Origin of the sequence: Pseudomonas sp. B5(2017) (assembly GCF_002112825.1) — a bacterium.
In the GTDB taxonomy this organism is placed as follows: Bacteria; Pseudomonadota; Gammaproteobacteria; order Pseudomonadales; family Pseudomonadaceae; genus Aquipseudomonas; species Aquipseudomonas putida_Z.
In genome coordinates this window covers 476,450-489,949 of sequence record NZ_NEIR01000002.1, presented here as the reverse complement: position 1 = coordinate 489,949, position 13,500 = coordinate 476,450, and the positions used below count along the sequence as shown (strand labels likewise).

Below are 13,500 nucleotides of genomic sequence, written 5' to 3'. Positions count from 1 at the left end.
AAAGCGCATTACCTGTGGGAGCGGGTTCACCCGCGAAGAGGCCGGCACAGGCAACCCACCCCTCAAAAACAAAAGCCCAATAAATTCAACCTCTTGGCGAACACTATGGATTCCCGCTAGCATCCGCCCAGCCATTTGCGCCAATAATAAGTCCAAGCCCGCAGCGCCCAACCATCGAGGCCAGCATGTACATCTATCGTTTGGTCCTGCTTCTGGTCGTGGGGATCTACCTGTTCTCCCCGGCCATCATGGACTGGTGGATCGAACCGACCGGAGCCTGGTATCGCCCTTACCTGCTCTGGCTGATCCTGATCGTCGTCACCTTCATCCTGCAGAGCCAACGAGATGCCGATGAGCTTTAGCCTGACCCAGATGATCCTGATCAGCGCCGCGTACCTCATGGTGCTGTTCGGCGTGGCCTGGATCAGCGAGCGGGGGTTGATCCCGCGCTCGATCATTCGCCACCCGCTGACCTACACCCTGTCGCTGGGCGTATACGCCAGTGCCTGGGCTTTCTATGGCTCGGTGGGCCTGGCCTACCAGTACGGCTACGGCTTCCTTGCCTGTTACCTGGGGGTGTCCGGCGCGTTCCTGCTGGCGCCGGTGCTGCTTTACCCGATCCTCAAGATCACCCGTACCTACCAGCTTTCCTCGCTGGCCGACCTGCTGGCGTTCCGTTTCCGCAGCACCTGGGCCGGGGCGCTGACCACCATCATCATGCTGATCGGCGTGCTGCCCTTGCTGGCCCTGCAGATCCAGGCGGTGGCCGACTCGATCAGCATCCTCACCGGTGAACCGGTCAAGGCACGGGTGGCCTTCGCCTTCTGTGCGCTGATCATCCTTTTCACCATCTTCTTCGGCTCGCGGCACATCGCCACACGCGAAAAGCACGAAGGGCTGGTGTTCGCCATCGCCTTCGAGTCGGTGATCAAGCTGCTGGCCCTGGGCGGTATCGGCCTGTACGCCCTGTATGGCGTGTTCGGCGGCCCGCACGAACTGGAAGTGTGGCTGCTGCAGAACCAGACCGCCCTGGCGGCTCTGCATACGCCACTGCAGGAAGGCCCATGGCGCACCCTGCTGCTGGTGTTCTTCGCCTCGGCCATCGTCATGCCGCACATGTACCACATGGCCTTCACCGAAAACCTCAACCCGCGCTCGCTGGTCAGCGCCAGCTGGGGCCTGCCGCTGTTCCTGCTGCTGATGAGCCTGGCCGTGCCGCTGGTGCTGTGGGCCGGCCTGCGCCTGGGCGCCACCACCAACCCCGAGTACTTCACCCTGGGCCTGGGGCTTGCCGCCAACAATCAGGCACTTGCGCTGCTGGCCTACGTCGGCGGTTTGTCGGCCGCCAGCGGGTTGATCATCGTCACCACCCTGGCGCTGTCGGGCATGGCCCTCAACCACCTGGTGCTGCCGCTGTACCAGCCGCCGGCCGAAGGCAACATCTACCGCTGGCTGAAGTGGACCCGCCGCGCGCTGATCGTCGCCATCATCACCGCCGGGTTCATGTTCTACCTGACCCAGAACAACCATCAGAGCCTGGCCAACCTGGGCATCGTCGCCTTCGTGGCCACGTTGCAGTTCCTGCCGGGCGTGCTGTCGGTACTGTACTGGCCGACTGCCAACCGCCGTGGCTTCATCGCCGGCCTGCTGGCCGGCACCCTGGTGTGGATGGTGACCATGCTGCTGCCACTGCTGGGCAACCTGCAGGGCTTCTACATCCCGCTGCTGGACATGATCTACGTGCTGGACGACACCAGCTGGCACATGGCGGCCATCGCCTCGCTGGCGGCCAACGTGCTGTTGTTCACCCTGATCTCGCTGTTCACCAACGCCAGCAACGAAGAGGTCAGCGCCGCCGAAGCCTGCGCGGTGGACAACGTGCGCCGCCCGCAACGCCGCGAACTGCACGCCGCCTCGCCACAGGAGTTCGCCACCCAACTGGCCAAGCCGCTGGGCGCCAAGGCCGCACAGAAGGAAGTGGAACAGGCCCTGCGCGACCTCTACCTGCCATTCGACGAGCGCCGCCCCTATGCCTTGCGCCGCCTGCGCGACCGTATCGAGGCCAACCTGTCCGGCCTGATGGGGCCGAGCGTGGCCCAGGACATGGTCGAGACCTTCCTGCCGTACAAGTCCGGTAACGAGAACTACGTGACCGAGGACATCCACTTCATCGAAAGCCGCCTGGAAGACTACCACTCGCGCCTGACCGGCCTGGCCGCCGAGCTCGACGCCCTGCGCCGCTACCACCGCCAGACCCTGCAGGAACTGCCCATGGGCGTCTGCTCGCTGGCCAAGGACCAGGAAATCCTGATGTGGAACAAGGCCATGGAAGAGCTCACCGGCATCGCTGCCAAGCACGTGGTCGGCTCGCGCCTGGTCACCATCAGCGAACCCTGGCGCGGCCTGCTGCAAGGCTTCATCAACGTGCCCGACGAGCACCTGCACAAGCAGCGCCTGGCGCTGGACGGCCAGCCGCGCTGGCTGAACCTGCACAAGGCGGCCATCGACGAGCCGCTGGCCCCGGGCAACAGCGGACTGGTGCTGCTGGTAGAGGACCTTACCGAAACCCAGGCGCTGGAAGACAAGCTGGTGCACTCCGAACGCCTGGCCAGCATCGGCCGCCTGGCCGCCGGCGTGGCGCACGAGATCGGCAACCCGATCACCGGCATCGCCTGCCTGGCGCAGAACCTGCGCGAGGAGCGTGAGGGCGATGGCGAAATCATCGAGCTGTCCAGCCAGATTCTCGAACAGACCAAGCGGGTATCGCGCATCGTCCAGTCGCTGATGAGCTTCGCCCATGCCGGCGGCAGCCACCAGAACAGCGAAGAGCCGGTATGCCTGGCCGAAGTGGCGCAGGACGCCATCGGTCTGCTGGCGTTGAACCGGCGCAATTTCGAAGTACAGTTCTTCAACCTCTGCGACCCGGAGCACTGGGCCGAAGGGGACCCGCAGCGCCTGGCCCAGGTGCTGATCAACCTGCTCTCCAACGCCCGCGACGCTTCGCCGCCCGGCAGCGCCGTGCGCGTGCGCAGCGAAGTCAGCGAGCACACCGTCGACCTGATCGTCGAGGATGAGGGCAGCGGGATCCCGAAGAACATCATGGACCGCCTGTTCGAACCCTTCTTCACCACCAAGGACCCGGGCGAAGGAACCGGACTGGGGCTCGCTCTGGTCTATTCCATCGTGGAAGAGCATTATGGGCAAATCACCATCGACAGCCCGGCCGATATCGAACGGCAACGTGGCACCCGGATCCGCGTGACCCTGCCCCGGCATGTCGTAGCGACGTCCCCTGAAATTCGAGACCGTCGAGAGAATTGAATCAATGCCGCACATTCTGATCGTCGAAGACGAAACCATCATCCGCTCGGCCTTGCGTCGCCTGCTCGAACGGAACCAGTACCAGGTCAGCGAAGCCGGCTCGGTGCAGGAAGCCCAGGAACGCTTCAGCATTGCCACCTTCGACCTGATCGTCAGCGACCTGCGCCTGCCTGGCGCGCCCGGCACCGAGCTGATCAAGCTCGGCCAGGGCACCCCGGTGCTGATCATGACCAGCTACGCCAGCCTGCGCTCGGCGGTAGACTCGATGAAAATGGGCGCGGTGGACTACATCGCCAAGCCCTTCGACCACGACGAGATGCTGCAAGCGGTGGCGCGTATCCTGCGCGACCGGCAGAACGCCCCAGCTGCCGCACCGGCGGCCGAGCCACGCGCCACCAATGGCAAGGCCGCCCCGGCCGACAAAGGCAGCGCGGCAGCCGCCAATGGCGAAATCGGCATCATCGGCTCGTGCCCGCCAATGCAGGACATGTACAGCAAGATCCGCAAGGTCGCGCCCACCGACTCCAATGTGCTGATCCAGGGCGAGTCGGGCACCGGTAAAGAGCTGGTCGCACGCGCCCTGCACAACCTGTCGCGTCGGGCCAAGGCACCAATGATTTCGGTGAACTGCGCAGCCATCCCCGAGACACTGATCGAGTCCGAGCTGTTCGGCCACGAGAAAGGCGCGTTCACCGGCGCCAGCGCCGGGCGCGCTGGCCTGGTGGAAGCTGCCGATGGCGGTACCCTGTTCCTCGACGAAATCGGCGAACTGCCGCTGGAAGCCCAGGCGCGCCTGCTGCGCGTGCTGCAGGAAGGCGAGATTCGCCGGGTGGGTTCGGTACAGTCGCAAAAGGTCGATGTACGCCTGATCGCCGCGACCCACCGCGACCTGAAGAACCTGGCCAAGGCCGGCCAGTTCCGTGAAGACCTGTATTACCGCCTGCACGTGATCGCCCTGAAACTGCCTGCCCTGCGCGAGCGCGGCAGCGACGTCAACGAGATCGCCAGCGCCTTCCTCGCCCGCCAGAGCGCGCGCATCGGCCGCGACGACCTGCACTTCTCGGCCGAAGCCGAGCAGGCCATTCGTCACTACAGCTGGCCGGGTAACGTGCGAGAGCTGGAAAACGCCGTTGAGCGCGCGGTGATCCTCAGCGAGAGCGCAGAAATTTCCGCCGACCTGCTGGGCATCGACATCGAGCTGGGCGACCTGGAGGAGGACGAAATCCTCGACAACGCCCTGGTCGTGGCCAGTTCGGCGAATGCCAGCCATGAGCCGACCGAGGACCTGTCGCTGGAAGACTACTTCCAGCACTTCGTGCTCGAGCACCAGGACCACATGACCGAGACCGAACTGGCCCGCAAGCTCGGGGTCAGCCGCAAGTGCCTGTGGGAACGCCGCCAGCGCCTGGGTATCCCGCGGCGCAAGAGCAACGCTACCAGCGAGTAACCGCGCTGCCTGGGCGGGAGGCTCCTCCTGCCCCTATCTACAACCTCTCCGTCCTCTTCGCGGGCACGCCCGCTCCCACAGGAATTTCACTGCCCTAAAGGGTGGTGCAACCCCTGTGGGAGCGGGCGTGCCCGCGAAAGGGCCAGCAAAGCCAGCGCACACATCCCAGGTAACACATCAGCCCCCGCAAAAATCTGTTACCCAAGCTTTCCGCCGTAACAGTTCCCGAGGCGTACGGTAACGAAATTTCGACATTTTCGACCGCTGAAAAACTGCTAACCACCTCCAACCCATTGATTTTACTGGGTTTGCAAAAGTTGGCACGGCACCTGCTATATGTCTGGTACAAGAACAATAACAAGCACTGCAACTCAGAATAAGAACAAGACGAAACGGCTCACGCACAATAAGAACAAGACGGCGGAGGCGCAGCTAACTGATTCTTTTGGAGAGGATGCGTGTTTGGGGCTTGCCCCACAACCAGGCAGAGAACAATAAAAACTGCACTAAAAAGCAGCGCCTGAACTGGTTGGATCGACAGATCAACGTGACATCAGCGACCAAAGCAATCCGTTTGCTCTTAACCCCTGGATTGGGGGTCGTCCACAAGCTTCGAGATTTGTGGACAGGGCACTCAACAAAAACAAGAAGCCCAGCAAAAAAACAATAAGAGCACGCAACGACTTCTTGGGGAGCTTAGGCTCCCCTTGTCGTTTCTACCCTTCCGGCAGGCATCCTGCTACCGCCTACACCATTCCTTGAGTAAATGCTAGAATCCCCGCCCATCATGCGGCCATTCTCCTATTCTTGGCCGAACATTCCTTCAAACAGTGCATCCCATGCTGAAGAAGCTGTTCCAGTCGTTCCGCCCGCCCGTACCGGGCCCGCACCACAGGCGCACCACGCCTGAGGTGATCAACAAGAGCCAGCACTCGCTGCAACGCCACCAGTTCAGCCGCCATGCGGTGAACATCGTGGAACGCCTGCAGAGCGCCGGTTACCAGGCTTACCTGGTCGGTGGCTGTGTCCGCGACCTGATGCTGGGCATCACGCCGAAAGACTTCGACGTCGCCACCAGCGCCACCCCCGAACAGGTCCGTGCCGAGTTCCGCAACGCGCGCATCATTGGCCGCCGCTTCAAGCTGGTCCACGTGCATTTCGGCCGTGAGATCATCGAAGTCGCCACCTTCCGCGCCCACCACTCGGAAGACGACCAGGGCGACAGCCACCGTTCGTCGCACAATGCCAGTGGCCGCATCCTGCGTGACAACGTGTATGGCACCCTGGAAGAGGACGCGCAACGTCGCGACTTCACCATCAACGCCCTGTACTACGACCCGGTCAGCGAGCGCATCCTCGACTACGCCAACGGCGTGCACGATATTCGCAACCGCCTGCTGCGCCTGATCGGTGACCCTACCCACCGCTACCAGGAAGACCCGGTGCGCATGCTGCGCGCGGTGCGTTTCGCCGCCAAGCTCGACTTCGGCATCGAAAAGCACACGGTCCAGCCGATCCGCGAGCTGGCCCCACTGCTGCGCGAGATTCCGCCAGCACGCCTGTTTGAAGAGAGCCTCAAGCTGTTCCTCTCCGGCCAAGGCGCCATCGTCTTCGAGATGCTGGTCGACCTGCAGTTGTTCGAGCCGCTGTTCCCGGCCAGTTCGCATGCCCTGGACGAGCGCCCGACCTACACCCACACGCTGATCAGCCAGGCGCTGAACAACACCGACCTGCGCGTGAAGCAAGGCAAACCGGTAACCCCGGCCTTCCTCTTCGCCGCGCTGCTGTGGCCAGCCCTGCCGGCCCGCGTGCTGCACCTGCAGAACCAAGGCGTGCCGCCGATCCCGGCCATGAACGGTGCGGCCCACGACCTGATCGCCGAGCAATGCGCACGCATCGCCATCCCCAAGCGCTTCACCCTGCCGATCCGCGAGATCTGGGACATGCAGGAGCGCCTGCCACGCCGCAGCGGCAAGCGCGCCGACATGCTGCTGGACAACCCGCGCTTCCGCGCCGGCTACGACTTCCTGCTGCTGCGTGAAAGCGCCGGGGAAGAAACCGACGACCTCGGCCAGTGGTGGACCGACTACCAGGATGCCAACGACAGCGAGCGCCGCGAGATGATCCGCGAGCTGGGCAGCCGTGACGAAGGCACAGGCGCCGGCCCGCGCAAACGCAAGCGTAGCGGTGGCAAGCGCAAGCGCAGTGGCGACGAGGCCTTCGAGTGAGTACCCGCGCCTATATCGGCCTGGGCAGCAACCTGGATGCACCTGCCGAGCAGTTGCGCAGCGCCTTGCAGGCCCTCGACCAGGTCGAAGCCACACGCCTGGTGGCGGCCTCGGCCCTGTACACCAGCGATTCGCTGCTGCCCGGCCAGCCGCGCTACACCAACGCCGTCGCCGCCCTGGACACCGCCCTGTCACCGCTGGCCCTGCTCGATGCACTGCAGGCCATCGAGAACGATCAGGGCCGCGTGCGCAAGGAACGCTGGGGCCCGCGCACACTGGACCTGGACATCCTGCTGTTCGGCGACCAGGTGCTCGATGAGCCGCGCCTGAAAGTGCCGCATTACCACATGCATGCCCGGCCTTTCGTGCTGTACCCGCTGGCGGAACTGGTACCGAGCGATTTCCGCCTGGCCGACGGCCGCGCCCTCGCGCAACTGCTCGACGACTGCCCGCTCGTCGGCCTGGAACGCCTGTAAACCGGGCGTTCCAGCCTTGCACACTGGCGCGGTAACGCCAGTAACACCCTGATCGTAACAATGCGGTAACAGGGTGATTGACTTCCCCAACCTCGCTCACGACTATAGGCGTCCCGTGTGGCACCAAAGTGCCGCATACCCGTATTTAGGCCCGGACGGACCTGTGCCCGAACATCACGCGCGATGATGTGCCGCTCCGGAAGATGACTACACGCGTTGAATGCAGTCGTTTCTTACAGCGCCTGAACGAGGAATTTCCTACATGCCTGAAGTAACCCTGACCACCCTCAATGGCCTCAAGGCCAAGGGTGAAAAAATCACCATGCTGACCTGCTACGACGCGACCTTCGCCAAGGCCGCCAGCCAGGCCGGTGTCGAAGTGTTGCTGGTGGGCGACTCGCTGGGCATGGTCCTGCAAGGCCACGACAGCACACTGCCGGTGACCACCGCGGACATGGCCTACCATACCGCCAGCGTCAAACGTGGCAACGACGGCGCGCTGATCCTCGCCGACCTGCCGTTCATGGCGCACGCCACCCCGGAGCAGGCCTTCGCCAACAGCGCCACGCTGATGCAGGCCGGCGCCCACATGATCAAGATCGAAGGTGCTGCCTGGCTGGCCGAGACCATCCGCCTGCTGGCCGAGCGTGGCGTGCCGGTGTGCGCGCACATGGGCCTGACCCCGCAGACTGTCAACGTGCTGGGCGGCTACAAGGTGCAGGGCCGCCAGGAAGCCCAGGCCCGGCAGATGCGCGCCGACGCCATTGCTCTGGAACAGGCCGGTGCAGCCATGCTGCTGCTCGAATGCGTGCCCAGCGAACTGGCGGCGGAAATCACCAGTGCCGTATCCATCCCGGTGATCGGCATTGGCGCCGGCAGCGGCACCGATGGCCAGGTACTGGTCCTGCACGACATGCTCGGCCTGTCGCTGAGCGGCCGGGTACCGAAGTTCGTGAAGAACTTCATGCAAGGCCAGCCGGATATCCACAGCGCCCTCGTCGCTTACGTCGAGGCGGTCAAGCAAGTCAGCTTCCCAGGCAGCGAACACGGGTTCAGTGCATGAATACAGTCAAGACCGTCCGCGAACTGCGCGCCGCAGTCGCCCGCGCCCGCGGTGAAGGCAAGCGCATCGGCTTCGTGCCGACCATGGGCAACCTGCACAGCGGCCATGCCGCCCTGGTGACCAAGGCTGCGCAGCGCGCCGATTTCGTGGTCGCCAGCATCTTCGTCAACCCGCTGCAGTTCGGCGCCAACGAAGACCTCGACAAGTACCCGCGCACCCTGGCCGCCGACCAGGAGCGCCTGCTCCAGGCTGGCTGCAATCTGCTGTTCGCGCCCAGTGTCGAAGAGATGTACCCCGACGGCATGAGCGTGCAAACCCGCGTCAGCGTGCCCCACCTTTCCGAAGGCCTGTGCGGCGCCAGCCGGCCCGGGCATTTCGAAGGCGTGGCCACCGTGGTCAGCAAGCTGTTCAACATGGTCCAGCCCGACCTTGCCGTGTTCGGTGAAAAGGACTTCCAGCAGCTGGCGGTGATCCGCGCCATGGTGCGCGACCTGAACATGCCGATCCAGATCATCGGCGAGCCCACCGTGCGGGCCGAGGACGGCCTGGCGCTGTCGTCGCGCAACGGTTACCTCACGCCTGAGCAGCGTGCTGCGGCGCCAGCGTTGTACCGCACGCTGCAGCACATCGCTGCTGGCATCGGCCGTGGCCAACGGGACTTTGCCGCGCTGGTTGCCGAAGGCAAGGCGCAGTTGACCGCCGCTGGTTTCCGGCCGGATTACCTGGAAGTGCGTCATGCCGTGAGCCTGCGCCCCGCAGTGATCGATGATCGAGACCTGGTGGTAATCGCGGCGGCTTACCTGGGTAACACACGGTTGATCGACAACCTGTACCTGCATCTGGAAGAGAAGACCGCGTAACGGCCTGGGGCTGCCTTGCAGCCCATTCGCCGGCAAGCCAGCTCCCACCTCGACCGCATCGGCCTCGAGCCATGCGCTATCCCTGTGGGAGCTGGCTTGCCGGCGATGAGGCCAGTACAGGCAATACAAAACAGTTGCCTCCCCCAAATTCCCCGCCATACCCATTCCCTGCAAGTGGCCTTTGCCTATAATGGTGCCAGCCTGAACCCGGCAATGAGTGCCGTGTCCAAGGTCTCACCACGCACCAAGGGAACCCCGCGCAATGGCGTATTACCGTACACCCCACGATGTCACGGCCCTGCCCGCCTGGCAGGCGCTCCAGCAACACCGCGACGCCATGCAAGGTTTCAGCATGCGCGAAGCCTTCGCCGCCGATGCCAAGCGCTTCGACCAGTTCTCCCTGAGCTCCTGCGGCCTGTTCCTCGACTACTCGAAAAACCTGATCACCGAACAAAGCCGCGACCTGCTGGTGAACCTGGCCAACGAAGTGGGCCTGCAGGACGCCATCAAGTCGATGTTCAGTGGCGAAATCATCAACGCCTCCGAAGGGCGCCCGGTGCTGCACACCGCCCTGCGCCGGCCGGTGGGCGACAAGCTCAGCGTCAACGGCGTGAACGTCATGCCGGAAGTGCACAAGGTGCTCAACCAGATCACCGAACTGGTCGGCCGTATCCACGACGGCCTGTGGCGCGGCTACAGCGAAAAACCGATCACCGACGTGGTCAACATCGGCATCGGTGGCTCGTTCCTCGGCCCCGAGCTGGTCTCCGAGGCGCTGCTGCCCTACGCCCAGCGCGGCGTGCGCTGCCACTACCTGGCGAACATCGACGGCAGTGAGTTCCACGAGCTGTCGGCCAACCTGCGCGCCGAAACCACCCTGTTCATCGTCTCATCGAAGTCGTTCAACACCCTCGAGACCTTGAAGAACGCCATGGCCGCGCGTACCTGGTACCTGGCCCAGGGCGGCTCGGAAGCCGAGCTGTACCGCCACTTCATCGCCGTTTCCAGCAACAAGGCCGCCGCCGTGGCCTTCGGCATCCGCGAAGAAAACATCTTCCCGATGTGGGACTGGGTGGGCGGGCGCTACTCGCTGTGGTCGGCCATCGGCCTGCCGATCGCCCTGGCCATCGGTACCGCCAACTTCAAGGAACTGCTGTCCGGTGCCTACACCATGGACCAGCACTTCCAGACCGCGCCGTTCGAAAAGAACATGCCGGTACTGCTGGCCCTGCTGGGCGTGTGGTATGGCAACTTCTGGGGCGCCCAGAGCCACGCGATCCTGCCGTACGACCACTACCTGCGGAACATCACCAAGCACCTGCAACAGCTGGACATGGAGTCCAACGGCAAGAGCGTGCTGCAGGACGGCACCCCGGTGAAAACCGACACCGGCCCGGTGATCTGGGGCGGCGTCGGCTGCAACGGCCAGCATGCCTACCACCAGTTGCTGCACCAGGGCACCCAGCTGATTCCGGCCGACTTCATCGTGCCAGTGGTGAGCTTCAACCCGGTGGCCGACCATCACCAGTGGCTGTACGCCAACTGCCTGTCGCAGAGCCAGGCGCTGATGCTGGGCAAGACCCGCGAGGAAGCCGAAGCCGAGCTGCGTGGTAAAGGCCTGAACGAAGCGGACATCGAAAAGCTGGCCCCGCACAAGGTCATCCCGGGCAACCGCCCGAGCAATACCCTGGTGGTGGAGCGCATCAGCCCACGCCGCCTGGGCGCGCTGGTGGCGATGTACGAGCACAAGGTCTTCGTACAGAGCGTGATCTGGGGCATCAACGCCTTCGACCAGTGGGGCGTGGAGCTGGGCAAGGAACTGGGCAAGGGCGTTTACCAACGCCTTGTCGGCAGCCTGGAAGACAGCGCTGAAGATGGCTCTACCCAAGGCCTGATCAACTACTTCCGCGGCCGTCACCGCGGTTGATCCCAAAGCCGTCACACGGTCGCTCCGTGTAGGAGCGGCCTTGTGTCGCGATGGGCCGCAGAGCGGCCCCAACAATTGATGCGCCAGCGCTGAGATCCCGGGGCCGCTCTGCGGCCCATCGCGACACAAGGCCGCTCCTACAGGGACCGAGTCTACCCTCAAGGAACATCACCTCTGGCTACACTGTCCTATCGAATAGCCGTTGCAGTCCATCGCCCCTTACAAGAGCAGGACCACCCGCCATGTTCGATATCCGCAACTACCCCCAGGCCCTGGCCGTCAGCCAGTCCGCCGCCCTCACCCCCGACGAGTACCGCCGCCTCTACCGCCAGTCGGTGGATGACCCCGACACCTTCTGGGCCGAACAGGCCAAGCGCCTGGACTGGATAAAACCCTGGTCGAGCGTGCAGCAATGCGACCTGAAGACCGGCAGCGCCCGCTGGTTCGACGGCGCCCAGCTCAACGTCAGCTACAACTGCATCGACCGCCACCTGGCCCGACGCGGCGAACAGACCGCCCTGCTGTGGGAAGGCGATGACCCCAAGGATTCCAAGGCCATTACCTACCGCGAACTGCACCGCCAGGTCTGCCGCCTGGCCAATGCGCTGAAAGCACGCGGGGTGAAGAAAGGCGACCGGGTGTGCATCTACATGCCGATGATCCCCGAGGCCGCCTTCGCCATGCTTGCCTGCACCCGCATCGGTGCCATCCACTCGGTGGTGTTCGGCGGCTTCTCGCCCGATGCCCTGCGCGACCGTATCCTCGATGCCGACTGCCGTACGGTGATCACCGCCGATGAAGGCGTGCGCGGCGGTAAACGCATCCCGCTGAAACAGAACGTCGACAAGGCCCTGGCCAGCTGCCCCGCGGTCAGCAGCGTATTCGTGGTGCGCCGCACCGGCGGCGATGTCGCCTGGGCCGAAGGCCGTGACCTCTGGTACCACGAGGCAACGGAAAAGGCCGGCGACGACTGCGCTCCCGAGCCGATGGAGGCCGAGGACCCGCTGTTCATCCTCTACACCTCCGGCAGCACCGGCAAACCCAAAGGCGTGCTGCACACTACCGGCGGCTACCTGCTGCAGGCCACCCTCACCTTCAAGGTGGTGTTCGACTACCGAGACGGCGAGGTGTTCTGGTGCACCGCCGATGTCGGCTGGGTCACCGGGCACAGCTACATCGTCTATGGCCCTCTGGCCAATGGCGCGATCTCGCTGATGTTCGAAGGCGTGCCCAACTACCCGGACACCTCGCGCTTCTGGCAAGTGGTGGACAAGCACCAGGTGAACATCTTCTACACCGCCCCGACTGCCCTGCGCGCGCTGATGCGCGAAGGCTCCGCGCCGCTGCAAAACACTTCACGCCAGAGCCTGCGCCTGCTGGGCAGCGTCGGCGAGCCGATCAACCCCGAAGCCTGGGAGTGGTATTTCGAGGAAGTCGGGCAAAAGCGCTGCCCCATCGTCGATACCTGGTGGCAGACCGAAACCGGCGGCATCATGCTCACCCCGTTGCCCGGCTCGCAGTCGCTCAAGCCCGGCTGTGCCACCCAGCCCATGTTCGGCGTACAACCAGTGCTGCTGGACGAAAAGGGCAAGCTCATCGAAGGCCCCGGTGCCGGCCTGCTGGTGATCAAGGCCAGCTGGCCCGGGCAGATCCGTAGCGTCTATGGCGACCATCAGCGCATGGTCGACACCTACTTCAAGCCGATGCCCGGCTATTACTTCACCGGCGACGGTGCCCGCCGCGATGCCGATGGTGACTACTGGATCACCGGGCGTATCGATGACGTGATCAACGTTTCCGGCCACCGTATCGGTACCGCCGAAGTGGAAAGCGCGCTGGTGCTGCATGACAGTGTCGCCGAAGCGGCGGTGGTCGGTTACCCCCACGACCTCAAGGGCCAGGGCGTTTATGCCTTCGTCACGCCCATGAATGGCGTAACGCCGGACGACGCGCTCAAGGCCGAGTTGCTGGCCCTGGTCAGCAAGGAAATCGGCAGTTTCGCCAAGCCCGAGCTGATCCAGTGGGCCCCGGCGCTACCCAAGACGCGCTCAGGCAAGATCATGCGGCGTATACTGCGCAAGATCGCCTGCAACGAACTCGACAACCTGGGCGATACCTCGACCCTGGCCGACCCAAGTGTGGTGCAGGGCCTGATCGACAAACGCCTCAACCAGTAAC

At 64.1% G+C, this 13,500-nt stretch carries 9 protein-coding genes; all 9 read left to right on the top strand.

Annotation, left to right across the window (positions count from 1 at the left end; translation table 11 throughout):
• The first annotated feature begins 185 nt into the window (after positions 1-185).
• A complete protein-coding gene (locus tag CAG00_RS27650) occupies positions 186-362 on the top strand; it encodes a hypothetical protein (RefSeq protein WP_003250005.1) in 177 nt (58 codons plus the stop codon).
• Positions 346-3,321 (top strand): sensor histidine kinase, encoded by a 2,976-nt coding sequence (locus CAG00_RS04945; RefSeq protein WP_025340687.1) that lies wholly within the window; start codon positions 346-348, stop codon positions 3,319-3,321. Before CAG00_RS27650 ends, CAG00_RS04945 begins: the two co-directional genes overlap by 17 nt.
• Positions 3,322-3,325: 4 nt before the next feature.
• Positions 3,326-4,768: a sigma-54 dependent transcriptional regulator gene (locus CAG00_RS04940; protein WP_013974271.1), complete on the top strand. Its 1,443-nt coding sequence runs from the start codon at positions 3,326-3,328 to the stop codon at positions 4,766-4,768.
• A gap of 839 nt (positions 4,769-5,607) precedes the next feature.
• A complete protein-coding gene (locus CAG00_RS04935) occupies positions 5,608-6,996 on the top strand; it encodes a polynucleotide adenylyltransferase PcnB (RefSeq protein ID WP_015271847.1) in 1,389 nt (462 codons plus the stop codon).
• Positions 6,993-7,472 carry a 2-amino-4-hydroxy-6-hydroxymethyldihydropteridine diphosphokinase gene (gene folK / locus CAG00_RS04930; protein ID WP_085663618.1) on the top strand — a complete coding sequence of 160 codons (480 nt, stop codon included), beginning with the start codon at positions 6,993-6,995 and terminating at the stop codon, positions 7,470-7,472. Before CAG00_RS04935 ends, folK begins: the two co-directional genes overlap by 4 nt.
• Before the next feature lie 262 nt (positions 7,473-7,734).
• Positions 7,735-8,535 (top strand): 3-methyl-2-oxobutanoate hydroxymethyltransferase, encoded by an 801-nt coding sequence (gene panB, locus CAG00_RS04925; RefSeq protein ID WP_025340690.1) that lies wholly within the window; start codon positions 7,735-7,737, stop codon positions 8,533-8,535.
• Positions 8,532-9,395 carry a pantoate--beta-alanine ligase gene (gene panC / locus CAG00_RS04920; RefSeq protein ID WP_085663617.1) on the top strand — a complete coding sequence of 288 codons (864 nt, stop codon included), beginning with the start codon at positions 8,532-8,534 and terminating at the stop codon, positions 9,393-9,395. Before panB ends, panC begins: the two co-directional genes overlap by 4 nt.
• Positions 9,396-9,657: 262 nt before the next feature.
• Complete coding sequence (gene pgi / locus CAG00_RS04915) at positions 9,658-11,322, top strand: glucose-6-phosphate isomerase (RefSeq protein ID WP_025340692.1); 1,665 nt, start codon at positions 9,658-9,660, stop codon at positions 11,320-11,322.
• 242 nt (positions 11,323-11,564) lie between these two features.
• Positions 11,565-13,499, top strand: coding sequence for an acetate--CoA ligase (gene acs / locus CAG00_RS04910; RefSeq protein ID WP_085617912.1), 1,935 nt, complete (start codon positions 11,565-11,567; stop codon positions 13,497-13,499).
• The last annotated feature ends 1 nt before the right edge of the window (position 13,500 follow it).